The organism is Pseudoalteromonas sp. Hal040, assembly GCF_037162425.1.
In the GTDB taxonomy this organism is placed as follows: domain Bacteria; phylum Pseudomonadota; class Gammaproteobacteria; order Enterobacterales; family Alteromonadaceae; genus Pseudoalteromonas; species Pseudoalteromonas gelatinilytica.
In genome coordinates this window covers 3429832-3452119 of the sequence record NZ_JARLUU010000001.1, presented here as the reverse complement: position 1 = coordinate 3452119, position 22288 = coordinate 3429832, and the positions used below count along the sequence as shown (strand labels likewise).

The window sequence follows — 22288 nt, the reverse complement described above, 5'->3', positions numbered from 1 at the left end:
TTAGTCCAGCAGTGGGAAGGTGTTAGCAATGGTTGACTCAGTACTTTTAGCCACCCAACCTTCGGTATTATTAAATAAGCGAATTGCTGTGAATTCAGGGTCGCTGCCCATATCAAACCAATGCGGTGTGAGCTCAGGAACAGAAATAAGGTCACCTTGCTGGCACAGCACTTGATACACTTTATCGCCTAAGTGTAAGCAAAATAAACCTTGGCCTTTCACAAAAAAACGTACTTCATCTTCGCTATGTGTATGTTCAAATAAGAACTTACTGCGTAATTCGCTGGCATTTGGATTACCTTTCGCAAGCGAAATAACGTCCACTGTTTGATAACCCCCTTCAGCCTTAAGGCGCTCTATATCGTTAGCATAGGCAGTTAAAATGGCGTCATGGCTGGTATCTTGGTCAATCTGTGCCGTTGCTTGCCACTGCTCAAAGCGAACGCCAACCGCATTCAGCTCACTCGCAATCGCGCTTAAGTCTTCACTGTGAAACAGTATGTTGTCTGCGTTGTTATCATTAAAAATAGTTAATTGGCTCATGCTAAAAGCTCCGCACTAAATGCTGTGAAATCGTTAATGTATGGGTGAGCGTCGCTTACTGCTTGGCCATCGCGAACAAGGTGCAAAGTACCAAGACCAGCAGCTTTGGCAGCATCAAGCTCTGCTTCCACATCACTTAAGAACAGCACTTCTGCAGCTTCAAAAGGCAAGGCTGCAATAATATTCTCATAAGAGCTCTGCTGTTGTTTTGCGCCAACTTTGGTGTCGAAGTAATCACTGAATAAAGGTCTAATATCACCATAATCAGAAAACTCAAAAATCAGGTGCTGCGCTTTCACAGAGCCCGAAGAGTAGACATATAAACTTTTACCAGCTTGTTTTTGGGCTTGTAAAAAGTCATAAGCATCAGGGTAAAGGTGGCCAGTAAAATCACCATTTTCGTAGCCTGTTTGCCAAATTAACCCTTGTAACTGCTTAAGTGGGGTAATTTTTTGATCCGTTTCAATCCAATGAATTAAATGGCTAATAACCGTGTCGATATCGGCTTCTGGTTGCTCTATATGTGCCTTAACAGCCTCAATTTGGGCTGCTACTTCTGGGTCACTTTGATGTGACTTTACAAACTCAGGTAATTGCCCTGCAGCGTAAGGAAATAATACGTCTTTAACAAAAGAAATGCGGGTAATTGTGCCTTCAATATCGGTTAAAATTGCTTTGATCATGCTTGAACTCCAGCTTGAATGCCTTCTAGTTTTAAGCGTTCAAGTTCACAGCTAAACAAAAACTCTAAGCCTTCTAAATGACGCTGTACTTCTTTGATATCGCGACCAACCACGTATAAACCATGACCACGAATTAATACGGCATGCTCAATAGGGGTGTGAAGATGATGATCACTGACCAATAAACTTAAACGGTCAATGTCTTGGTCATTATCAAAAATTGGAATACTTAGCGTATCTAAATGCGATTTAACACCACTTAAAGACTTTTGCATTTCGTAGCCATGTAAATTGATAGCGTGGCCTTTGATCACACGCGATAACACAGTTGCTGCAACAGAATGGGTATGCAAAACAAATTTAGCTGATGGGATAAGCTTATACATATTTAAATGTAGCTCGGTTTCAGCTGATGGATTACCAGAGCCTTTAGTGCGATTACCTTCATGGTCAAATTCAATAAACGCATGAGTGCCGAGTTGGCCTTTATCGAAGCCACTTGCTGTGACGACATAACCGCTTGCAGTGCGGGCTGAAAAGTTACCACCAGTAGCAGGGACCCAGCCACGTTGGCTTACCCATTTACCAGCTTCAATTAGTTCTGAAATAGCGGTATTGTTATGCATATATTCCTCGACATTCTAAAAGTTATTTAGACGGCTATACATCTGTTTTAAGCAATGATAGCATCGCTTCGGGCGCAAAACCATCTTTAAGGAACCTCTGTGTTTGAAAGTAAATTGCCGAATTTAGGCACCAGCATTTTTAGTCAAATGACAGCTCTGGCAAATCAGTATCAAGCTATTAACTTATCTCAGGGTTTTCCTGAGTTTGATGCACCTGAATTGCTAAAAAAACAACTCAATCATTATGTACTTGAGGGGGTAAATCAATATGCGCCTTCAAGTGGTATTGCAAAGCTACAACAGCAAATAGCGGCTCTGATAGCGAGAAAATACCATAACAACATAAATTACGAGCAACAAGTTACTGTTACGTCAGGGGCAACAGAGGCATTATTTGTAGCGATTCAAGCACTTGTCAAAGAGGGTGACGAAGTGGTGGTGTTTGACCCTGCTTATGACTCTTACCAACCGGCAATTGAACTTGCAGGTGGTCGTTCAGTTCATGTTGCTTTGCATGCGCCAGATTATAAAATCGATTGGCAAGCCGTAGCCGATGTCATCACAGACAAAACACGTGTCATCATCATCAACACGCCACATAACCCAAGCGGTAAAATCTTTAAAACAGAAGATATTAACGCCCTTAAAGCGCTTGTTGCTAAGCATGATTTATATGTAATTAGTGATGAAGTGTATGAGCACATTACCTTTGATGGCGCTTTGCATTTAAGTGCGCTGACCGACCCTGAGCTATTTGCACATAGTTTTGTTATCTCAAGCTTTGGCAAAACCTTTCATAGTACCGGCTGGAAGATGGGTTATTGTGTTGCACCTGCACAGTTGATGGTAGAGTTTCGTAAAATTCACCAATATGTGACCTTTTCAAGTTTTACGCCTGCCCAGCATGCACTAGCTGATATGCTTGAGTTAGAGCCAGAACATGTTGATGAACTTAGTTGTTTTTATCAACAAAAACGCGACTTGCTCAGCGAAGCACTAGCGCAAAGCCGTTTTAAAATATTACCAAGTGAAGGCACCTACTTTTTGCTACTCGATTACAGTGATGTGTCTGATCTTGATGATGTTGAGTTTTGCCAATGGCTGGTTGAGCAAGCGGGTGTTGCAGCTGTACCACTCAGTGTGTTTTATAACACTGCAAGCAGCGACAAAGTGATTCGTTTATGTTTTGCAAAAAATGATGACACATTAAAACGTGCCGCGGAGATTTTATGTCAACTTTAACCTTGGCTTTAGTGCAGTCATCACTGCATTGGCTTGATAAAAGCGCTAATCTTACGCATTTTTCTGAGCAGCTTAATAACTTAAACGAGCAGGTCGAGTTAATTGTCTTGCCAGAAACGTTTGCCACGGGTTTTGCGATTAATCTAGATTGCAGTGAGCCTGAACAAGGCGAAGTACTTAGCTGGTTACAAGCCACTGCGAAGCAAAAGAATGCCGTGATTGCTGGTTCTGTTTTAGTTGCAAAAGGTGACAAAAAGGCCAATCGATTTTATTGGGTTTGGCCAAATGGTGAAGTAAAGTATTACGATAAACGCCATTTATTCTGCTTAGGTAACGAAGGTAATTTTGTTGCAGCAGGTACGCAACGCGAGATATTCACAATCAATGATTTTCGCATTTTACCGCAAGTGTGTTACGACTTGCGCTTTCCTGTATTCCAACGAAACTGCAATGACTATGATGTGATGATCAACGTAGCCAATTGGCCGGCGGCACGTCGCCATGTATGGGATACCCTGTTAAAAGCACGCGCAATGGAAAACGTGTGTTATGTCGTGGGCGTCAATCGTATTGGTGCAGATGGTAATGATATTGCTCACAGTGGTGGCACCGCAGTTTATGATTTTAAAGGTGATACTTTGGCTACGCTTGAAGATAACCAATCGGGTATCATTATTAAGCGCTTAGAAAAATCACCGTTAGATGACTTTAGAAAGGCTTTTCCTGCTCACTTAGATGCTGACCAATTTCAATTACTGTAATTGCACTGCATAACTTTAAGCTCATGATTTGCCTATTTACTAAAACTAATCATGAGCTCTACTCAATACTTACCTTAATATGGCTATTAAGGATAAAAGCTCAGCATCACAGATATAAACACGCCAGTGATCACTAGTTGCACTAAGCAAAAGCCCATGATGTCTTTGGCTTTTAAACCAGCAATAGCGAGAACAGGGAGTGCCCAGAACGGCTGAATTAGGTTGGTCCAAGCATCACCCCATGCGACAGCCATAGCAACACGTGGCATATCAGCACCAAGTGATTGTGCGGCGGGAATGACAATTGGCGCTTGCACTGCCCACTGACCGCCGCCTGATGGCACAAAGATATTCACAAACCCTGCACTTAAAAAACTCCAAAAAGGCAGCGTTTCGGCTGTTGCAATGGCAATAAATCCTTCAGAGAATTGTTGAGCAAGTCCCGTTTTTACCATGATAGCCATGATCCCTGCATAAAACGGAAATTGAATCACTATGCCAGCTCCGCTGGGAATTGCTTGCTGTAAGCTACTGAGTAAATTATGCGGTGTTTGATGCAGTAAAATTGCGCTAAATAAGAAAATCGCGATCACGCTATTTAAGTTTAAGCCGCCTCCGTTTAACACAAAATAATAGAATAAATAGGCAAGACCAACAGCACCTATCCCCATACCTAGCAAACGGCTATGTTCAATTACTTCGGCGGGGCGGGTGGGTGTATCTGCTTGCTTTGATTTATCTTCAAGCTTTGCGGGGTCAACATAAACGCTGTCTTTTTCGCTTGGCAACATATAGCGATTTACAAGCGGCATGATAATAAATAAGCCCACAACAATAGCGATATTAAATGCCGAAAAAATCGTGTTTTCGGTGCCTATTACCCCAATACTTTGCTGTGCAAAATGGCCATCGGTTGCGATGGTCAGCGGCACTGAACCGGCTAAGCCACCATGCCAAACAATAAAGCCTGAATAGGCACTGGCTACTAATAAACGGTAATCAACGCGGGTTTGTTTCGCAATTGCTTTGGCGAACAAAGCGCCAATCACTAAACCAAAGCCCCAATTTAGCCAGCTAGCTAGCAAAGATACGAGGGTCACGAGAATGATTGCTTTAGCTGGGCTGTTGGCGAGAGTTGCCAATTTATTGAGTAAACTGCGCATAACGGGAGTACTTGCTAGCATATAGCCCGTTAGCAGAACCAGCAGCATTTGCATGGCAAATTGTAATAGGTTCCAAAACCCTCCACCCCAAGCGGCAAGTACTTGTGTGGGTGTTGATGGGGTAAAGAGGCTTGCAACGATGAAGCTCAGTAAGGTGAGCAAAATAACAAATATAAACGGGTCGGGTAGGTAACGCTCAACTAGTTTAGTGAATGGTTTAGCAACGCGATTTAGCATAGTTTTTATTGTTGTCGTCGAATCGATAATGCCAATAAATCATGAATAACGATGATTGGCAAATTGCGACGCCGTTGCTTTAGCGTATGTTTTTAAAACTGGATGCTAAAAACGCTTACTGTGAATCTTGCTCAAGCACGGCTTTTAAGCGGGCTTGCACTTCTTCGACTAACAGTATTGGCTGGAACTTAGATAAGAACGCATTACAGCCAACCTTCTCGACCAAAGCTTGGTTAAAGCTACCACTCAAGGATGTGTTGAGCACGATATGTAGGTTCTTCATTCGGCTGTCGTTGCGAATTTCGTGTGTTAAACGATAACCATCCATTGCGGGCATTTCTGCATCGGTGATCACCATAAGTAATTCTTTTTCAACATCTCTGCCTTGATCAGCCCAGCCTTTTAGCATTTCGAGTGCCTCAAGTCCGTTACGAGCAGGAATAATCTCGATGCCAAGCTGCGATAAAGTATCGCTTACTTGTTTACGAGCCGTTGGTGAATCATCAGCATGAAGAATTTTGCGGCCTGCAAATTCGTTTACGATACTCTTATCAAGAATATCTTCAGAAATGTGAACCTCGTACTCGACGATTTCGGCAAGTACTTTTTCTACATCGATTATTTCAACCAAATGCTCTTGGCCATCGCGTTTTACTTTTGTTAAGGCTGTGAGGTAGTGATTTTTACCAATTGCGGTTGGCGGCGGCATAATGTCTGACCAAGTCATATTAATGATCTGATCAACCTTGCCAATTAAAAAGCCTTGTACGGTGCGATTGTATTCAGTGATGACGAGGTTTGTATCTTCGATGTGTTTCGCTTCAGGCATGTTAATTGCTTTGCGCAAATCAATCACCGGAATTGATTCACCGCGAATATCAACCACGCCCGACACTTTAGGATGCGCGTGAGGAATTTTGCTAATATGTGGCAGCTTTACCACTTCCTTAACTTTAAACACATTGAGTGCAAATAAGTGACGGCTGTGTAGGTAAAATAGCAAAAGCTCTAAGCGGTTTTCACCGACCAGTTGCGTACGCTTATCAACAGAAGCAAGAACACCTGACATATTTCACCCTAAACACCTAATACAGAGATAGTATAGTCTACTATTATTTTTCATCGACATGCATTAGGAATTTTCCATCAGTTGCCAAAGAGCTGGCATTCCAGTACCGTATCGTTAATTTCTTCTACGATAATTCGCAAGGATCATGCACTATTTATTAAATCGTATAGTGGTACTTATCCGCAGTCATATTGATCAAGTAAGTTGGCAGGCTGTGGTCGTTACCACGCTTTTGCATATGCTACTTATATGGTGGCTGCTTATGCTTGCAGGAGAGCAAGCTTTAACACCACTAAGTACCTACGTATATTATTATGTTGTGACAACATCAACGGTTGGCTATGGCGACTTTAGTGCCAGCACCGAGCTTGGCCGCTGGATTGTTGCATTACTGCAAATACCTTTTGGTTTAGCACTATTTGGTGTTCTGTTGGGAAAAACAGGGCAAACAGTAACTTACTTAATCAGGCGCGCTATGACGGGTGATAAAAGCTTCGCACATATAAACAATCACATTATTATTTTTGGTTGGCACGATACTCGAACTAAGAAGATGGTTGACTATATTCTTGCTGATCAGAAACGCTTAGATCGTCGAATTCTATTGGCGGTTACTGAACAAATGGAGCACCCATTTTTAACAAATCCAATGGTTGATTTTGCTCGTCTTAGTAGCTTTACCGACCTAGATGAGTTGAAAAGAATCGCGATTGAACGCGCTGATAAAATTATCATTGATGGTCAAGATGATGATCAAACGTTCACAACAGCATTGCGTATCAGCAAGTTAGTAAATAAGCATTGTCACATAAGTGCGCACTTTACTGACGAAACTAAAATCGAAATGCTGCATGAGCACTGTCACAATGTTGAATGTAGCAGTGCTAAATCAGCCGAAATCTTAGTACGTTCAATGCAAGATCCAGGTTCAAGCCGGGTGCAAGAAGAGTTGTTATCAACACTTCATGGTGATACTCAGTTTAGTTTACCTATTCCAAAAGGCGTGCAAGCAATGGAATTTGGCAAGCTGTTTCATCACTTTAAATACAGCCACGATGCGATATTACTCGGTGTAGCACATAATTTGAGTGCAAAAAATATGGACCTAAACCCGCCGCTGGATTATGTAGTAAGTGAAGGCGATATTTTGCATTATATTGCTGCAGAACGAGTATTGAGCGATGAAGTTGATTGGTCAGCGTTGGTATGATGATCTATGAATGAAGTTGCGTTTTTAATTATTGTATTGAGTGCCTACATTTTACCTGTGGTCATTGTGCTCAATAGTAAACGCACTCAGGGCCACGAAAAGAATGCTTGGTTAATCGGTATCATCTTCTTTTCGTGGTTAGCTTTAGTGATGTACTTAACTATTATCCCCAAACACGGGCGGGTCAAAAAACACCGTAAAGTGAAACCTAAGAGTTAGCATCTTTTACTTATTGCAGCCTTACAGCTTTAAGCTGCTAATTACTTCAATTGCTTTAGTTTATGCTCAATCAAAGGATCATTTGGCGATAGCTGCTGCGCGACTTCTAAAATTTTAATGGCATCTTTGGGGTGCGCATCCTGATGTTTGATGGCCACATCAATCAGTGGCTGCACATCGATCGCATCTTTTTGCTCTTGCAGATGCTCCGCTTTTTCTTCAGTTAAAATAGTGTGGGCGGTGCTCAGTAGCGCTAAGCGATGTGGCGATGTTTTGTTGGCCTTATTGAGTCGACGGTAATAGTCTTCTTTAAATCGTAGCGTTTTTGTTTGTTGGCGGAATTGTGCAATATCGACTTGCTGGTGGCGAATAAAATCAACGGCCACATCTTTATAAAAACCAAACTTATTGAGATATGTTGCATGAACACTGTGGCCCATACCAAACACCCGTAAATGGGTGAGTTGTGGGTAGCGTTTTGCATGAGCTCGGTCAATGCGATTGGTCGGGTCGTAAATAATATAACCCTTTGCTTGGCCTAAATCTAAATCGTGATAGTCGCCATTCCAATCGAACTTTTGCGCGATATCTGTGCTAGAACGGTCATCCCACGGCGCTTTGTCTTTATTTTTTGTGCTGACAGGGTGAAATAATAAGACCTTATCAAGCTTCAACAAATTGGCAAAGGCTCCTACAGCAAAGCCACCGCGGCTCAAACCATATCCTAAGCGCTCTTTAAATCCGCCAATCAGCGGCGCTAATTGCTCAATAAAAAATAATAAGTTGCGGTGTCTAAACCAGTTACTAATACCTAAATGCTGAAAGGCAATCACATTCACATCTTGTTTTTTCGCGAGCTTATAAGCCCAGGGCGAAAAATCATCTGTGAGATCATGTTCTTGGTAGTTGGTTCCGGCAGGTGAGAAGGTAAATAGCAGAGGCTTATTTGCATCGATGATATGGTATTTCACATACACATCACCAAGTAAATCACCGCCGCTAAAGGGGACTTGGCTTTGTTGTGCATCGCGGGGCAGGTTGGTCCATTCATCTAACCAATATAATAATTTCATACATCCCCCACGTACCCTCTTAAATAAAGGTGGCGAATTATAGCAAAAATAGCAGCTCATTAAAAATGGCCGCTATTTTATATGCTTAGCGCTCGCTCATTGCGATTATCTGTTGCCAATCATGTTCAGTTACAGGCATTACAGATAGCCGACCGCCTTTTTTAAGGGCAATTTCGGTGATTGCATCATTGGCTTTAATTGCTTGCAGGCTAACCAGTTTTTTCAGGTGTGATTGATAGGTTACATCAACGACATACCAGCGCGGGTTATCAGCGGTTGCTTTGGCATCGTAGTAATCGCTGTTTAAATCAAATTGTGTTGGGTCGGCATAAGCTTCTCGGCTGACCGTGGCTATTCCTGCTACCCCTACTTGCTTACAACTTGAATGATAAATCATCACCAAGTCGCCTTGTTTAAAGCCATCGCGTAGAAAGTTTCGGGCTTGATAATTGCGCACGCCATCCCACATAGAGGTTTGCTCAGGAGCGTTTTTTAGATCATCAATTGAAAATGCATCGGGTTCTGTTTTTAAAAGCCAATAAGCCATAATGAGGTGCTCTTACAAAGATTTACTTCCAATTAGTCTATAGTATCATTAAACGCTTGTCGGGATTGAGGATAAATAAATGAGCCAAGTATTAGATGACTTACTGTCGTTGTTGTCGTTAGAAGAAATTGAGCAAGGCTTGTATCGCGGCCAAAGCCAAGATTTAGGATTTAGAGCGGTTTTCGGGGGCCAAGTAATGGGCCAAGCATTATCGGCCGCTAAAGAAACGTTACCAGAAGGGCGTATTGTTCATTCGTTGCATTCATACTTTCTACGTCCGGGTGATGCTGCTAAACCAATCGTATATGATGTAGAAAATATTCGCGATGGTAAAAGTTTTAGTACTCGCCGTGTCAAAGCAATCCAATACGGTAAGCCCATTTTTTACATGACCGCTTCTTTCCAAGGTGAAGAAGAGGGCTTATCGCATCAAGCACAAATGCCAGACGTACCACAGCCTGAAGAGTTAAAGTCTTCACTTGAGTTCTACCAAGCGAATGCAGAGCTTATTCCTGAACCAATTCGCAATAAGTTTATTCGTGAAGTGCCCATCGAAATGCGTCCAGTGACCTTTCATAACCCATTTAAGCCACAAGTGATGGAGCCGGTTAAACATATTTGGTTTAAAGCCAATGGTGAGATGCCAGACGATCAGCGTATCCATAACTACTTACTTGCGTACGCATCTGACTTTGAGTTTTTACCAACGGCGTTACAACCGCACGGTGTATCGTTTATGCAGCCTAACATGCAGGTTGCGACGATTGACCATGCAATGTGGTTCCACCGTCCGTTTAGACTTGATGATTGGATTTTATATTCGATTGATAGCCCAAGTGCGAGCTCAGGTCGAGGATTGGTACGAGGTCAATTCTTTGACCGTCAAGGCAACCTTGTTGCCTCAACGATCCAAGAAGGGGTAATGCGTCAGCGTTAATCTTTTGCGTGCTGAGCTTGGCTTTGCACTATGTCGTCAATTGACTGCCAGACCCGTGCTGGCAGCAATGCTTTAAGATATAAATACACTTCACACAGCTCATTACTACCCGTTAAGCCTTGCTCTGTCTCTGTAATTAGTTTTTGCTCTCGCAAGCTTGAAATAAAACCAATAAGTACTTTTTTGTCAAAGAACTCAGGGGTTTTAATGCCGTGCAAGGTACCTAAACGTTCTGCTAATACTTGGCTTTCGTGCTCAAGTTCTTCACGTTCAATACCGCTACTTGTTTGAATAAATCCAACCACGATAGCGTAGCGTTGTAATGTTAAGCTTAAAGCGCGGCCGAGCATTTCAAGTTTTGCCAAGCAGTCGTTGCTGTTAGTGATCTTGATATTATCACCCTCAATTTCAATCAGATCTTGGTCAACGAAACTAGCAAGAACACGCGTAATGTAGTTTTCATCTAACTCATGTAAGAACCACTCTTTGGCAAATAATGGATAAAAACGTGCGATCAGGGCTTGGCAATCTGCCATCGTCGTTTTATGTGCCTTAAATAAATGCAGTGCCAGCAAGCTTGGTACAGCAAATAAGTGTAATACGTTATTACGGTAGTAATTGAATAACGTTTTCTCTTTATCATTGATAGCGATAATTTCGCCAAATTCATCACTGATAACATCAAACTTATTAAGTTTAAGGGCATGCTCTAATAGCTGCTCAGCACTTTCATTAGGAGTGGTTACCTTGTCGCTGTAGCTGGCGCTACGCTGTAAATGTAAATAAAACTCAAGCTGAGCAATCAACTTAGGCTTACTTAACGCGTGCTTATCATTTACCAGTAAAATCATCGCGAGAAGATTCACTGCATTGAGTGCAGCGGCGCTGTTAATATTAACCATTACTTTATCAGCAAGGTTGGCAACCTGCGGTCCAAGCCATTGCGGCTTTTGTACGTCGGTTGGGTGAATAGACTCGCGCCAATCAGGCTGCTGTTCATTCAAGTATTGGTTAATCGATATAGGATCGCCAAAGTTTAAGTAACCACGGCCATAGTTCTTCAGATTTTTAATAGCTTTGAAAATACCTAATACCGACTCACCTTTTTTGTCGTTGCCGGCAAGTTCTTTTAAGTAGGTATTAATTTCCATCACATGTTCATAACCAATATACACAGGCACAATTGAAATTGGACGATCAATGCCACGGAGCATCGCTTGTAACGTCATAGCGAGCATGCCTGTTTTTGGCGGTAATAAGCGGCCTGTACGACTGCGGCCGCCTTCCGTGTAAAACTTCACCGAGTAACCTTTAATGAATAACTGACTCAGGTACTCTTTAAATACTGATGAATATAACTTATTGCCCGCGAATGAACGGCGAATAAAAAAAGCACCACTGCGACGGAATACACCACCGGCTGGGAAGAAATTTAAGTTGATACCCGCGACGATATGCGGCGGTACTAACCCTAAATGGTAAATAGAGTAGGTCAGCAATAAGTAATCCATGTGCGAGCGGTGACATGGCATATAGATAATTTCGTGACCTTTATCTGTGAGCTCATGGACTTGCTCAGAAAACTTAATATCAATACCGTTATAAAGCTTATTCCATAGCCAGGTTAAAATTCTATCTGCTACACGAATGGTGGCATCACTATAATTTGCCGCAATCTCATCAAGTAATTTCAGCGCATTTTGACGCGCTTGCTCTTGGCTGATGTTCTTTTCTTTTGCTTCTATTTGAATCGCTTTTTTAATTGTGGGTGAGGCTAGTAGCGAATTAAATAGTTGTTCACGTGATGGCATTTTCGGGCCTGTCGCTGCCAATTTTTGACGGCGAAAGTGCACGCGAGCAACACGTAAAAGCTTATGTGGTAGTTCATCAACATCGGCTTTTTCATTGACCAGTAATGATAAGTCGAGCGGTTGGCTAAAACGGATAAAGTTATCGCGGCCTGAGAATAGCAATACAAAGAACTTGCGAAACCAGCTTGGGGTTAACGAATGCGACACTAACGTGCCTAAGCCTGGCTTCTCTTTACCCGGATTTCGGCCCCATAAAATAGTCACTGGGATCACTTGGACGTTTTTCTCACCTGATTGCATCAGATGATCGATAATTTGTTTGCCTTGCTGCAGCGCATTACTTGGTTTGCTTTTATTGCCAAACAGCGGAGGTGGGTTTTGAATACCAATAAAACGCTCTAGTTCAGCATTACCTAACAGTTGCTCTTGCGTCGGGTTTGGTAAACCATACTTTTTACATACCCGTGCCAGTGCGGCTAAATCTGAGCGCGCATTTAGCCTAACGATATAGAAGGTCGGGTTGGCTGGATTAAGATTGTATTGTTCAATCGGGTTTTCTGGCAGCACCTTACTTTTTACAAACAAGCGGTTCATACCGGCAGAAATGAAATTTAAACAACGATTAATGATACGCATCAACTCACCAAAGCTATTACACCAATTTACAAAGGCATCTCATTATGTAAATTGGTATCAGTAAATATTAAATAGACCGAGAGTGGCCAAAAATAAGCGGCATAGAATAACAATTATTAACTGGACTGACCATTGCGATTCTTCTGCTTTTGCATTTATTCAAATTAACTATAGTAAAGCAAAGACATAGCGAAGCTGAATATAGTTCGTATTTAATCGAAATTTAATCTAAAGGCGGCCTTGTCGCTTTTAATTCTAAAAAGTTGTTGCATTTATCACCAATCTCACTATAATACGCAGGCTTTCAAAATTCCCTCGGGAACTTGGAAGGATAGATTAAGCTTGGATTTCAAGCTAATAAACAGGAATTCCGATTTGGAATTCAACGTAGATATAAGAGAACAGCCGACATCTTAGTTAGTAAGATTGTTTCGGTCGTTTTTTTATGCTCTTTTTAAATGCTCTTTATATTGAGGTTTAAGAATGTCAAATCAACGCATTCGTATTCGCCTAAAAGCTTTTGACCACCGTTTGATTGACCAATCAACGGCGGAAATCGTGGAAACTGCGAAACGCACTGGCGCTCAAGTACGTGGTCCAATTCCACTACCTACACGCTTTGAACGTTTTACTGTACTAACTTCACCGCACGTAAACAAAGACGCGCGTGATCAGTACGAAATCCGCACCCATAAACGTCTGATCGACATCGTAGAACCAACTGACAAGACTGTTGACGCTCTTATGCGTTTAGATCTTGCTGCTGGTGTTGATGTTCAAATCAGCCTGGGTTAATCGGAAGATTAGAGAGGTTTTAGGAAAATGGCATTAGGTCTAGTCGGTCGTAAAGTGGGTATGACACGTATCTTCACTGAAGATGGTGTATCTATCCCTGTGACAGTTATCGAAGCGACACCTAACCGTATTGCTCAGATCAAATCTGAAGCAACAGACGGTTATAACGCGCTTCAAGTAACCGCAGGCACTAAAAAAGCAAGCCGTGTAAACAAAGCAGCAGCGGGTCACTTCGCTAAAGCTGGTGTTGAAGCGGGTCGCGGTCTGTGGGAATTCCGCCTAAATGGTGGTGAAGGCGATTTTGAAGTAGGCGCTGAGCTTACTGTTGAATTATTCAACGAAATCAACAAAGTTGACGTAACCGGTACTTCTAAAGGTAAAGGTTTCCAAGGTGGTGTTAAGCGCTGGAACTTCAGCATGCAAGACGCTACTCACGGTAACTCTCTATCTCACCGTGCTCCTGGTTCAATCGGTCAAAACCAATCACCTGGTAAGGTGTTCAAAGGTAAGAAAATGGCCGGTCACATGGGTGCTGAGCGTGTAACGACTCAAAACTTAGAACTAGTTCGCGTTGACGCTGAGCGTAACTTGCTTTTAGTTAAAGGTGCAGTACCTGGCGCTATCGGCGGTGACGTTATCGTTAAACCAGCTGTTAAAGCATAAGTCCTGGAGATTTAGTGATGGAATTAGCAATTAAAGACGCTTCTGGCGCTCTTGAAGTTTCTGAAGCTACTTTTGGACGTGAGTTTAACGAAGCATTAGTACACCAAGTAGTTGTTGCTTACGCAGCAGGTGCTCGTCAAGGTACTCGTGCTCAGAAGACACGTTCTGAAGTTAGCGGTGGTGGTAAAAAACCATGGTCTCAAAAAGGTACTGGCCGTGCACGTGCTGGTACAATTCGTAGCCCAATTTGGCGTTCAGGTGGCGTTAGCTTCGCAGCTAAACCACAAGACCACAGCCAAAAAGTAAACCGTAAAATGTACCGCGGTGCGATCAAAAGCATCTTATCTGAATTAGTTCGTCAAGAGCGTTTAATCGTTGTTGAACAGTTTGGTCTTGAAGCACCAAAAACTAAAGAACTAGTTGCTAAGCTTAAAGAACTTGAGCTTAAAGATGTTCTAATCGTGACTGAAGAATTAGATGAGAATCTATTCTTATCGGCACGTAACCTGTACAAGGTTGACACGCGTGATGTAGCTGGTATCGATCCTGTAAGCCTAATCGCTTTCGATAAGGTACTTATTACAGCTGCTGCTGTTAAGCAACTTGAGGAGGCGCTAGCATGATCCGTGAAGAACGTCTTTTAAAAGTGATCCTTGCTCCACACATCTCTGAAAAAAGCACTATCTCTGCTGAAGAGAACAACACGATTGTTTTCAAAGTAGCTAAAGATGCAACTAAAGCTGAAGTTAAAGCTGCAGTTGAGAAGCTTTTTGAAGTAGAAGTAACTGGTGTTCGCACACTAAACGTTAAGGGTAAAACAAAACGTACTGGCATGCGTTTCGGTCGTCGTTCAGACTGGAAGAAAGCTTACGTTACTCTTAAAGAAGGTAGCGAGCTAGACTTTGTCGGCGGCGCCGAGTAATAAGGGGAGTTAGAATTATGGCACTTCAAAAGTGTAAACCAACTTCTGCGGGTCGTCGTCACCTGGTTAAAGTGGTTAACCCAGATCTTCATAAGGGTAAACCTTACGCACCACTACTAGAGAAAAACTCTAAGTCTGGTGGTCGTAATAACAAAGGTCGTATCACGGTTCGTCACATCGGTGGTGGTCACAAGCATCATTACCGTGTAATCGACTTTAAACGCACTAAAGATGGCATTCCAGCTGTTGTTGAGCGTCTAGAGTATGATCCAAACCGTAGCGCAAACATCGCTCTTGTATTATATGCAGACGGTGAGCGTCGTTACATTATTGCACCTAAAGGCTTACAAGCTGGTGATTCAATCCAGTCTGGTGTTGATGCACCAATCAAAGCTGGTAACACATTACCAATGCGTAACATGCCTGTAGGTTCGACTGTTCACAACGTAGAATTAAAACCAGGTAAAGGTGCTCAAATCGCACGTTCTGCTGGTGCATACGTTCAAATCCTTGCACGTGAAGGTCAATACGTGACTCTACGTCTTCGTTCTGGCGAAGTTCGTAAAGTTCCAGCTGACTGTCGCGCAACACTTGGTGAAGTAGGTAATGCTGAGCATATGCTTCGTTCACTAGGTAAAGCTGGTGCAAATCGCTGGCGTGGTATCCGTCCGACAGTTCGTGGTGTTGCCATGAACCCGGTAGATCACCCGCACGGTGGTGGTGAAGGTCGTACATCTGGTGGTCGTCATCCTGTGTCTCCATGGGGTAAACCGACTAAAGGTGCTAAGACACGTAAGAACAAGCGTACTGATAAGTTTATCGTACGTCGTCGTACTAAATAATAGTTGAGGAATAGCCATGCCACGTTCTCTCAAGAAAGGTCCTTTTATTGACCTACACTTGCTGAAGAAGGTAGAGAAAGCGTTGGAAAGCGGTGACAAGAAGCCAATTAAAACTTGGAGCCGTCGTTCAATGATCATACCTAACATGATCGGATTGACCATCGCTGTCCATAATGGTCGTCAGCACGTTCCTGTGTTCATCACAGACGAAATGATCGGTCACAAACTAGGTGAATTTGCACCAACTCGCACTTACCGCGGTCACGTCGCGGATAAGAAAGCGAAGAAACGTTAAGAGGGGAATGATAAATGCAAGCATTAGCTAAACATAAATTCGCCTCTGGTTCGGCGCAAAAAGCACGTCTAGTTGCAGATCAGATCCGCGGACTTCCGGTTGATCGCGCTCTAGAAATCCTGGCGTACAGCCCTAAAAAAGCGGCTGTATTAGTTAAGAAAGTACTTGAGTCTGCTATTGCTAACGCAGAGCATAACGAAGGTGCTGACATTGATGAGCTTCGTGTAACTACGATCTTTGTGGACGATGGTCCTACAATGAAGCGTATTATGCCACGTGCTAAAGGACGCGCTGACCGCATCCTTAAGCGTACAAGCCACATCACTGTTGTGGTTTCAGATAGCTAGGAGTATAAGTAATGGGACAAAAAGTTCATCCTACTGGTATTCGCCTAGGTATCTCTAAACCTTGGGTTTCTACCTGGTACGCGAATTCAAAAGATTTCTCTGATCAGCTTTTTGGCGATCACAAAGTACGTGCATTCCTTACTAAGGAATTAAAAGCGGCTTCTGTGTCTAAAATCGTTATCGAGCGTCCAGCTAAATCTATCCGTGTAACAATTCACACAGCTCGTCCTGGTGTTGTTATCGGTAAAAAAGGCGAAGACGTTGAAAAACTACGTCAAGCAGTAACTAAGATTGCAGGTGTTCCGGCTCAGATCAATATTTCTGAAGTTCGTAAGCCTGAACTTGATGCACAACTAGTAGCTGACGGTATTGCGTCACAACTAGAGCGTCGTGTTATGTTCCGTCGCGCTATGAAGCGTTCGGTACAAAATGCAATGCGCATTGGTGCAAAAGGTATCAAAGTTGAAGTTAGCGGTCGTCTTGGCGGTGCTGAGATCGCACGTTCAGAATGGTATCGTGAAGGTCGTGTACCTCTACATACTCTTCGTGCTGATATCGACTACGCAACTTCTGAAGCCTTAACCACTTATGGTATCATTGGTGTTAAAGTTTGGATCTTCAAAGGCGAAGTTATTGGTGGTTTACCACTAGTACAAGAGCAAGAGAAGCCAGCTAAACGCGCGCCAAAGAAAGCCAAAAAAAGTGCTAAGTAGAGGTAGCGAGTAATGTTACAGCCAAAACGTACAAAATTCCGTAAAATGCACAAAGGCCGCAACCGCGGTTTAGCGCAAAACGGTAACAAAGTAAGCTTCGGTACTTTCGGTTTGAAAGCTACTGGCCGTGGCCGTATGACTGCTCGTCAAATCGAAGCAGCTCGTCGTGCTATGACACGTCACGTAAAGCGTCAAGGTAAAATCTGGATTCGTGTATTCCCAGATAAGCCAATTACGAACAAACCATTAGAAGTTCGTATGGGTAAAGGTAAAGGTTCTGTTGAATATTGGGTTGCTGAAATTCAACCTGGTAAAGTACTTTACGAAATGGAAGGTGTTTCTGAAGAGCTTGCTCGTGAAGCATTTAACCTTGCAGCGCGTAAATTACCATTCACAACAACTTTCGTAACTCGGACGGTGATGTAATGAAAGCTAGCGAACTAAAAGACAAAAGCGTAGAAGAGCTTAACGCTGAACTTCTAGGACTTCTTCGTGAGCAGTTTAACCTGCGCATGCAAGCAAGCACTGGTCAGTTAGCTCAGACACACACGCTAAGAACAGTACGTCGCGATATCGCGCGTGTAAAAACAGTTATTAACCAGAAGGCAGGTCAATAATGAGCGATAAAATCCGTACTCTTCAAGGCCGTGTAATCAGCGACAAGATGGATAAATCTTTCACTGTTGCTATCGCACGTTACGTGAAGCACCCAGTTTATGGGAAATTCATCAAACGTACGACTAAACTACACGTACATGACGAAAACAACACAGCTCAAGCTGGTGACGTAGTTACTATCCGTGAGTGTGCTCCTATTTCTAAGACTAAGTCTTGGACTTTAGTAGACGTTGTTGAACGTCCAAAGCAAGCTTAATTTTTAATTAAGTTTACTTACTAAAAAGCCCCGGCATTTGCTGGGGCTTTTTGTTTTTAAAATACAGCAAAAAGCGTTAAGCTGTCAGACGTCAGTCGAGCGGTAGGGGTTGTTGCTGCATAGCTATAAAACCACATGTGACACCTCATGCTGAATCCAGACCATCTCGACGAACAGACTTGACCTAGAACCTTAAAACGTTACTCTCGCTAACTTGCTAACTTGCTAACTTGCTAACTTGCTAACTTGCTAACTTGCTAACTTGCTAACTTGCTAACTTGCTAACTTGCTAACTTGCTAACTCACCACTTTTCTTATGAACTATTTCATTCACTTAACACTCTTAAAAATAAAAATGAGGCGCTTGGGTGTTAAAAGGGAATTACAAAGCATGGATTATCTCGATTACGCTACATGCTATGCTTTTATTGTTATTTGCTCGATATGGAAAGTCTGTGAAACTCCCCGCAGTCGCTGAGCCGCCTAAAGTAATCAACGCGTATGTGAGTGTTGATTTAACTTCGTTACCTAGTTTACAGAAAACCCAAGACAAACCTTTACTGGAGCAACCGCAAGAAATAGTTGATGAGGCTAAGGCTTTGCCGCAAAAAGAGGAAACCGCTTATAGCAGCCCTAAGCAGAAAAGTGATGCTAAGGTCGTTGAACACTCAGTTAGTGAACCCAAAGAAATGACAACTAAGGTCATCAAGCCCAGTCAGACACCTGAGAATTCAAAAACAACCGAAGTACCCTTTAAAAAACTCAACCCGTATGCGCCAATCCCACAGCTTAATTTTGAAAATGGCTCTTCTAATTCGTCATTATTTAGGCAGGTTGAAGGGGCAAATAATAATTTGCCTGTAGGCAGGGTTTCAGTGCCTGCACAATTAACAGTTTCTGATAAAGCAACCGTCGTTTGGCAGAGTGGTGATGGTAGCAAGCGTATCGAGGTGTTAAATGGTATGTGTTATGGCATAGATTTTAACTCGGTGTTTGGTAAATCTGGGGTGCCAAGCGGATCGCCCAGACCCTGTGAAGACAAAGAGGCTAAGTTATTTAAAGAAATTATGAATAAGTGGAGTAAAAAGTAATAATAAAACACTTTACCTCAACTTAACTTGAGCTTTTAAAGTGGCGTTTTAAAAAAGGACGCTACAATGAATCTATTAGAAAATTATCTGTTAAGTCTGCAAGTTAGTACTTATAACACGTCGATTTCTCAAGTTATCGAAATACAAACGCGTATCTGGCAGTCGATCCATTCAGGTTCTAGCTATGCACAAGCGATGTTAGAGGTATTAGAAGTGGTAAATCACTCACCACAGCAGCAACATCAAGCTCTGTTAAAACAGGTGTTACAGCTTCTTGGCTATAGTGCCCAATCTCAAGTTGATAATAACTTGCTGATTGCACATAAGCGCTTTTCACATGTATTAAACTTATCATGAACTGTCATTAGTAGGTCATAAAGTTTAGGTGAAATAAGGTCGTTTTAAGGATAAAACGGAGTTTTGCATTATGCATGAGCAGCCACAGATAATTATTCTAGGTAATGGTCCGATTAATACCGAGCTTGCTGAGCAGGTCGATAATTGTCCATCTGTTGTGCGTTTTAATCGCTGTGCAGCAATGCCTGCGCACCTAGGTAAGCGTTGCACAGATCTATGGTTATTGGGGCGAGGGAGGCAGGCGCAAAGTTTACTTGAAGAGCCACTTGTTATGCCGCTTGAAGGACTTAACAAGATTATGGTCACTGATCCTGCGCCAAACTTATTCATGCAGCAACTATTCAAACTGATCCGTCGTCATGGCCGACTTGATCATGGTGACGCTTTGTTTAAGCACTATGGCACAGGCTTGCAGCAAGAACGATTAACCCAGCAATTTCGCCAATCACTGCTTGCGTACCTACTAACGTTAGGGCCGACAATACATAAGCCATATTGCCCAAGTTCAGGTACTTTAGCGATTGCTCACTACCTTAAATTGTTTTCAAAAGTGCATATAGCAGGTTTTGGTTTTCAGGGCTGGAAGCGTCATCCGTGGCATTTAGAAAAGCGCTATGTGGCAGAGTTAATTGACGAAAACAAAGTCGTTGTGCTTGATTAAAAAAAGGCACTTAGCCGAAACTAAGCGCCTTGGCTTAACGAAGTTACCAAATCATTTCTACAAATTCTGGGTGATCCACAAATGGGTTGCGGTTACCTTGATGTTCATAAGCTGCTTGGTTACGGTCAAGCTCTAATTGGCTAACAGGGTCTGCGTTATGCCATTTTAATAACATAGCAACGACCCAGCTCTCAAAGACCTGATCAGATGAACCATTTAATACAGCATTACTGTAGGTTGTGTTGTTTTGCCATGAGCCAATCACGTTTTCATAGCGTGTTGCCATATAGAAATACGCTCTTGCAAAGTCACCTTTAAATTCATCAATAGGTTCAAAAACCGTTCCTGAGTAATTTAATGAGCTAGCAGCGCTGCCTAATTTGCTGCCGTTACTAGAGGTGTAGCTTGCACTACCTACTTCACCAAATGGGTAGTTACTGCGTTTTGAATTCACATAACCATCAGTGGCAAAAATGTGATGTACGTCTGAATTCATTGGCTCAACTGTTCCACCAAACCAACTTTTCGGGAAAGAATGCTCACGGTTGTAGCAATCTGCTTCGCTGTTGTATGTCCCACATTGGTCGCTCACAGCAACATAGTTGTAGCTATCTTGGCCTGCAGGGTTTTCTGAATAACGGTCTAAAATAGAGTTGTCGTTTTCAAAATACTTATCGCGTGAAGCAACATCGTAAAAGCTCCAAATCGCAGAATAGCCTTGTGAGTTGTGATCTTTAATGATGTTGTATAACTCTGTTTTCAGTGCATAACCGCTAAGGCCTTGCGTTGTAACATAGTATCCCGTTGGCTCTGTTGGGGTTGTACCACTACCATCACCGTCGCCTGAGCTATCACCCAAAGTAAACGGCGTTGCTTCTGAGCTTTGGAAGCTTGCACCACTGGCAAGTACTGTTTGACCTAAAGAAAGACTGTAACTGCCATTGCCGAATGAGCAGCAAATACCATCACCATAGCTATCAAAAATCGTAAAGGTATAGTCACCATCTGTTAAACATGCTTGTTCACTGTACTGGGTATTTGCAGCATAGCTGCCGCCCGATGCCACTGTGCTACCTTGGCTATTGGTGATTTGCCAGCTGGTTTCTTCACCATAGTTATCGGTAGTGAGCGTTAAAGATACTTGGTTATCTGCGCAGCTGCCCGTAGGAGGTGGGGTTGAGTCAGTGCTTGGTGCAAAGTTATCGACATACACTACTTCACTGCCATCAAAGCCTGTTACATCGTAAAAGCGCAGGCCAACACTAATTGACGTGGTAGCAGAGGCCGTGTACTGGTAACTGATTTGTTGCCATTGATTAGTTAATGCCGAATTAGAATAGCCCTGATAGCCATCAACCACTAAACGTGCTTTTACGCCACCTTCTGTATGGTAAACCCAAGTAGAAAACTCATAGCTTTCACCCGCCACTACATCCACTAACTGTAGTAAGTCGGTATTACTTTGCGTGCCAGTATTAACCACGACTTGCGCTGAGTAATTGCCTGAGTAAACCACATTGCTATTAGCAATAAGGCTTATACCGCTATCTATGGTGCTCCAGCTGGCAGGGTTGTTTGCTGACCAGTTTTCGAAGTCGGCATTATTAACATTTGCCAATGTTGAACTCGCTAAACACAGTAAGGTACTGGCTAGCAGGTATTTTTTACATGTCCCGTGTGACATTATCGTTTCCTTTTTATATTTTAATAGTTTTTGCTGTTCTCAAAATGAACACAGCGAGTATAGGCTAATTGGCTTATGTTGCAATAATGTTAATTAATAAAAATTTCTTATTTGGGGATTCATACTTCTAACATGTTTTTTTTGGATAAATACTAAATTAATAACTAAATGGAATATCAAAGCAGATTCTATTCTTTTTTAATCGCCTCAGACCTCGTTATTCTTCACGCTCAGATAAACCTTTAAAGCATTTCTATTGGGTCTTTAAAGTCGAAAAAATTGTTCGC

General features: G+C 42.5%; 28 protein-coding genes. 19 read left to right on the top strand and 9 right to left on the bottom strand.

Annotated elements, in window-relative coordinates:
* The 3 genes from P4S60_RS16145 to P4S60_RS16135 are packed head-to-tail and all read right to left on the bottom strand — an operon-like array spanning window position 1 to window position 1852.
* Window positions 1-543 carry a 1,2-dihydroxy-3-keto-5-methylthiopentene dioxygenase gene (locus P4S60_RS16145; RefSeq protein ID WP_119853718.1) on the bottom strand — a complete coding sequence of 181 codons (543 nt, stop codon included), beginning with the start codon at window positions 541-543 and terminating at the stop codon, window positions 1-3.
* Window positions 540-1226, bottom strand: coding sequence for an acireductone synthase (mtnC, locus tag P4S60_RS16140; protein WP_337116605.1), 687 nt, complete (start codon window positions 1224-1226; stop codon window positions 540-542). The genes P4S60_RS16145 and mtnC overlap by 4 nt, the downstream gene beginning before the upstream one ends.
* Window positions 1223-1852, bottom strand: coding sequence for a methylthioribulose 1-phosphate dehydratase (locus tag P4S60_RS16135; protein ID WP_063701015.1), 630 nt, complete (start codon window positions 1850-1852; stop codon window positions 1223-1225). Before P4S60_RS16135 ends, mtnC begins: the two co-directional genes overlap by 4 nt.
* 99 nt (window positions 1853-1951) lie before the next feature.
* Between P4S60_RS16135 and P4S60_RS16130 the strand changes: the two genes are divergently transcribed.
* Together P4S60_RS16130 and P4S60_RS16125 are read left to right on the top strand one after the other, a co-directional pair.
* The gene (locus P4S60_RS16130; protein ID WP_337116604.1) at window positions 1952-3094 is read left to right on the top strand and encodes a methionine aminotransferase; all 1143 of its coding nucleotides are present in this window, start codon (window positions 1952-1954) and stop codon (window positions 3092-3094) included.
* Window positions 3082-3855: an amidohydrolase gene (locus P4S60_RS16125; RefSeq protein WP_337116603.1), complete on the top strand. Its 774-nt coding sequence runs from the start codon at window positions 3082-3084 to the stop codon at window positions 3853-3855. Before P4S60_RS16130 ends, P4S60_RS16125 begins: the two co-directional genes overlap by 13 nt.
* A gap of 86 nt (window positions 3856-3941) precedes the next feature.
* Here P4S60_RS16125 and P4S60_RS16120 read toward each other — a convergent pair whose 3' ends face one another.
* Window positions 3942-5255 (bottom strand): short-chain fatty acid transporter, encoded by a 1314-nt coding sequence (locus P4S60_RS16120; protein WP_337116602.1) that lies wholly within the window; start codon window positions 5253-5255, stop codon window positions 3942-3944.
* A gap of 115 nt (window positions 5256-5370) precedes the next feature.
* The gene (locus P4S60_RS16115) at window positions 5371-6324 is read right to left on the bottom strand and encodes a chemotaxis protein CheV (protein ID WP_119853723.1); all 954 of its coding nucleotides are present in this window, start codon (window positions 6322-6324) and stop codon (window positions 5371-5373) included.
* Window positions 6325-6469: 145 nt separating this feature from the next.
* Here P4S60_RS16115 and P4S60_RS16110 point away from each other — a divergent pair, with 145 nt between their 5' ends.
* Together P4S60_RS16110 and P4S60_RS16105 are read left to right on the top strand one after the other, a co-directional pair.
* Entirely contained in the window at window positions 6470-7534 is a 1065-nt protein-coding gene (locus tag P4S60_RS16110; RefSeq protein ID WP_063701029.1) for a potassium channel family protein, read from the top strand.
* Window positions 7535-7540: 6 nt separating this feature from the next.
* On the top strand, window positions 7541-7753 hold the full coding sequence (locus P4S60_RS16105) for a hypothetical protein (protein WP_063701030.1): 213 nt from the start codon (window positions 7541-7543) through the stop codon (window positions 7751-7753).
* 41 nt (window positions 7754-7794) lie between these two features.
* Here P4S60_RS16105 and P4S60_RS16100 read toward each other — a convergent pair whose 3' ends face one another.
* The gene (locus P4S60_RS16100) at window positions 7795-8826 is read right to left on the bottom strand and encodes a cytosolic protein (protein WP_337116601.1); all 1032 of its coding nucleotides are present in this window, start codon (window positions 8824-8826) and stop codon (window positions 7795-7797) included.
* Between the two features lie 85 nt (window positions 8827-8911).
* Complete coding sequence (locus tag P4S60_RS16095) at window positions 8912-9373, bottom strand: EVE domain-containing protein (protein ID WP_188729137.1); 462 nt, start codon at window positions 9371-9373, stop codon at window positions 8912-8914.
* A 79-nt stretch (window positions 9374-9452) separates the two neighbouring features.
* Here P4S60_RS16095 and tesB point away from each other — a divergent pair, with 79 nt between their 5' ends.
* Window positions 9453-10310, top strand: a complete 858-nt coding sequence (gene tesB / locus P4S60_RS16090; protein WP_063701036.1) for an acyl-CoA thioesterase II — start codon at window positions 9453-9455, stop codon at window positions 10308-10310.
* Here tesB and plsB read toward each other — a convergent pair.
* Entirely contained in the window at window positions 10307-12757 is a 2451-nt protein-coding gene (gene plsB, locus P4S60_RS16085; protein ID WP_337116600.1) for a glycerol-3-phosphate 1-O-acyltransferase PlsB, read from the bottom strand. The genes tesB and plsB overlap by 4 nt on opposite strands.
* Before the next feature lie 483 nt (window positions 12758-13240).
* Between plsB and rpsJ the strand changes: the two genes are divergently transcribed.
* The 14 genes from rpsJ to P4S60_RS16015 all read left to right on the top strand — a co-directional run bounded on the left by rpsJ (window position 13241) and on the right by P4S60_RS16015 (window position 20317).
* On the top strand, window positions 13241-13552 hold the full coding sequence (gene rpsJ, locus P4S60_RS16080) for a 30S ribosomal protein S10 (protein ID WP_002957900.1): 312 nt from the start codon (window positions 13241-13243) through the stop codon (window positions 13550-13552).
* 27 nt (window positions 13553-13579) lie between these two features.
* Window positions 13580-14215, top strand: coding sequence for a 50S ribosomal protein L3 (rplC, locus tag P4S60_RS16075; protein WP_036974218.1), 636 nt, complete (start codon window positions 13580-13582; stop codon window positions 14213-14215).
* 17 nt (window positions 14216-14232) lie between these two features.
* A complete protein-coding gene (gene rplD / locus P4S60_RS16070) occupies window positions 14233-14838 on the top strand; it encodes a 50S ribosomal protein L4 (RefSeq protein ID WP_063701040.1) in 606 nt (201 codons plus the stop codon).
* Window positions 14835-15137 carry a 50S ribosomal protein L23 gene (gene rplW / locus P4S60_RS16065; RefSeq protein ID WP_063701042.1) on the top strand — a complete coding sequence of 101 codons (303 nt, stop codon included), beginning with the start codon at window positions 14835-14837 and terminating at the stop codon, window positions 15135-15137. Before rplD ends, rplW begins: the two co-directional genes overlap by 4 nt.
* Before the next feature lie 17 nt (window positions 15138-15154).
* Complete coding sequence (gene rplB / locus P4S60_RS16060; protein WP_063701045.1) at window positions 15155-15979, top strand: 50S ribosomal protein L2; 825 nt, start codon at window positions 15155-15157, stop codon at window positions 15977-15979.
* Between the two features lie 16 nt (window positions 15980-15995).
* Window positions 15996-16274, top strand: a complete 279-nt coding sequence (gene rpsS / locus P4S60_RS16055; RefSeq protein ID WP_337116599.1) for a 30S ribosomal protein S19 — start codon at window positions 15996-15998, stop codon at window positions 16272-16274.
* Window positions 16275-16288: 14 nt separating this feature from the next.
* On the top strand, window positions 16289-16621 hold the full coding sequence (rplV, locus tag P4S60_RS16050) for a 50S ribosomal protein L22 (protein WP_004588690.1): 333 nt from the start codon (window positions 16289-16291) through the stop codon (window positions 16619-16621).
* A gap of 11 nt (window positions 16622-16632) precedes the next feature.
* Window positions 16633-17334, top strand: a complete 702-nt coding sequence (gene rpsC / locus P4S60_RS16045) for a 30S ribosomal protein S3 (RefSeq protein ID WP_063701047.1) — start codon at window positions 16633-16635, stop codon at window positions 17332-17334.
* 12 nt (window positions 17335-17346) lie between these two features.
* Window positions 17347-17760, top strand: a complete 414-nt coding sequence (gene rplP / locus P4S60_RS16040; RefSeq protein ID WP_036974208.1) for a 50S ribosomal protein L16 — start codon at window positions 17347-17349, stop codon at window positions 17758-17760.
* Complete coding sequence (rpmC, locus tag P4S60_RS16035; protein WP_054552371.1) at window positions 17760-17951, top strand: 50S ribosomal protein L29; 192 nt, start codon at window positions 17760-17762, stop codon at window positions 17949-17951. Before rplP ends, rpmC begins: the two co-directional genes overlap by 1 nt.
* Window positions 17951-18208, top strand: a complete 258-nt coding sequence (gene rpsQ / locus P4S60_RS16030) for a 30S ribosomal protein S17 (protein ID WP_063701050.1) — start codon at window positions 17951-17953, stop codon at window positions 18206-18208. Before rpmC ends, rpsQ begins: the two co-directional genes overlap by 1 nt.
* A 503-nt stretch (window positions 18209-18711) precedes the next feature.
* Window positions 18712-19299 carry a hypothetical protein gene (locus P4S60_RS16025; RefSeq protein ID WP_337116597.1) on the top strand — a complete coding sequence of 196 codons (588 nt, stop codon included), beginning with the start codon at window positions 18712-18714 and terminating at the stop codon, window positions 19297-19299.
* Between the two features lie 66 nt (window positions 19300-19365).
* Window positions 19366-19656, top strand: a complete 291-nt coding sequence (locus P4S60_RS16020; RefSeq protein ID WP_337116596.1) for a hypothetical protein — start codon at window positions 19366-19368, stop codon at window positions 19654-19656.
* Between the two features lie 70 nt (window positions 19657-19726).
* Entirely contained in the window at window positions 19727-20317 is a 591-nt protein-coding gene (locus P4S60_RS16015) for a hypothetical protein (protein WP_337116595.1), read from the top strand.
* Between the two features lie 43 nt (window positions 20318-20360).
* Here the strand turns inward: P4S60_RS16015 and P4S60_RS16010 are convergent, their stop codons facing one another.
* Window positions 20361-22001 carry an endonuclease gene (locus P4S60_RS16010; RefSeq protein ID WP_337116594.1) on the bottom strand — a complete coding sequence of 547 codons (1641 nt, stop codon included), beginning with the start codon at window positions 21999-22001 and terminating at the stop codon, window positions 20361-20363.
* Window positions 22002-22288 lie beyond the last annotated feature (287 nt).

Excerpts from the sequence above, each read along its gene's own strand:
- P4S60_RS16105 (WP_063701030.1), top strand. The coding sequence starts at position 7,541 with ATGAATGAAGTTGCGTTTTTAATTATTGTATTGAGTGCCTACATTTTA.
- mtnC (WP_337116605.1), bottom strand. The coding sequence starts at position 1,226 with ATGATCAAAGCAATTTTAACCGATATTGAAGGCACAATTACCCGCATT.
- P4S60_RS16095 (WP_188729137.1), bottom strand. The coding sequence starts at position 9,373 with ATGGCTTATTGGCTTTTAAAAACAGAACCCGATGCATTTTCAATTGAT.
- P4S60_RS16015 (WP_337116595.1), top strand. The coding sequence starts at position 19,727 with ATGCATGAGCAGCCACAGATAATTATTCTAGGTAATGGTCCGATTAAT.
- P4S60_RS16010 (WP_337116594.1), bottom strand. The coding sequence starts at position 22,001 with ATGTCACACGGGACATGTAAAAAATACCTGCTAGCCAGTACCTTACTG.
- rpmC (WP_054552371.1), top strand. The coding sequence starts at position 17,760 with ATGAAAGCTAGCGAACTAAAAGACAAAAGCGTAGAAGAGCTTAACGCT.
- rplB (WP_063701045.1), top strand. The coding sequence starts at position 15,155 with ATGGCACTTCAAAAGTGTAAACCAACTTCTGCGGGTCGTCGTCACCTG.
- tesB (WP_063701036.1), top strand. The coding sequence starts at position 9,453 with ATGAGCCAAGTATTAGATGACTTACTGTCGTTGTTGTCGTTAGAAGAA.
- P4S60_RS16145 (WP_119853718.1), bottom strand. The coding sequence starts at position 543 with ATGAGCCAATTAACTATTTTTAATGATAACAACGCAGACAACATACTG.
- rpsQ (WP_063701050.1), top strand. The coding sequence starts at position 17,951 with ATGAGCGATAAAATCCGTACTCTTCAAGGCCGTGTAATCAGCGACAAG.
- rplC (WP_036974218.1), top strand. The coding sequence starts at position 13,580 with ATGGCATTAGGTCTAGTCGGTCGTAAAGTGGGTATGACACGTATCTTC.
- rpsJ (WP_002957900.1), top strand. The coding sequence starts at position 13,241 with ATGTCAAATCAACGCATTCGTATTCGCCTAAAAGCTTTTGACCACCGT.
- P4S60_RS16135 (WP_063701015.1), bottom strand. The coding sequence starts at position 1,852 with ATGCATAACAATACCGCTATTTCAGAACTAATTGAAGCTGGTAAATGG.
- P4S60_RS16100 (WP_337116601.1), bottom strand. The coding sequence starts at position 8,826 with ATGAAATTATTATATTGGTTAGATGAATGGACCAACCTGCCCCGCGAT.
- rplV (WP_004588690.1), top strand. The coding sequence starts at position 16,289 with ATGCAAGCATTAGCTAAACATAAATTCGCCTCTGGTTCGGCGCAAAAA.
- rpsS (WP_337116599.1), top strand. The coding sequence starts at position 15,996 with ATGCCACGTTCTCTCAAGAAAGGTCCTTTTATTGACCTACACTTGCTG.
- P4S60_RS16020 (WP_337116596.1), top strand. The coding sequence starts at position 19,366 with ATGAATCTATTAGAAAATTATCTGTTAAGTCTGCAAGTTAGTACTTAT.
- P4S60_RS16115 (WP_119853723.1), bottom strand. The coding sequence starts at position 6,324 with ATGTCAGGTGTTCTTGCTTCTGTTGATAAGCGTACGCAACTGGTCGGT.
- rplP (WP_036974208.1), top strand. The coding sequence starts at position 17,347 with ATGTTACAGCCAAAACGTACAAAATTCCGTAAAATGCACAAAGGCCGC.
- rpsC (WP_063701047.1), top strand. The coding sequence starts at position 16,633 with ATGGGACAAAAAGTTCATCCTACTGGTATTCGCCTAGGTATCTCTAAA.
- P4S60_RS16120 (WP_337116602.1), bottom strand. The coding sequence starts at position 5,255 with ATGCTAAATCGCGTTGCTAAACCATTCACTAAACTAGTTGAGCGTTAC.
- plsB (WP_337116600.1), bottom strand. The coding sequence starts at position 12,757 with ATGCGTATCATTAATCGTTGTTTAAATTTCATTTCTGCCGGTATGAAC.
- rplD (WP_063701040.1), top strand. The coding sequence starts at position 14,233 with ATGGAATTAGCAATTAAAGACGCTTCTGGCGCTCTTGAAGTTTCTGAA.
- rplW (WP_063701042.1), top strand. The coding sequence starts at position 14,835 with ATGATCCGTGAAGAACGTCTTTTAAAAGTGATCCTTGCTCCACACATC.
- P4S60_RS16125 (WP_337116603.1), top strand. The coding sequence starts at position 3,082 with ATGTCAACTTTAACCTTGGCTTTAGTGCAGTCATCACTGCATTGGCTT.
- P4S60_RS16110 (WP_063701029.1), top strand. The coding sequence starts at position 6,470 with ATGCACTATTTATTAAATCGTATAGTGGTACTTATCCGCAGTCATATT.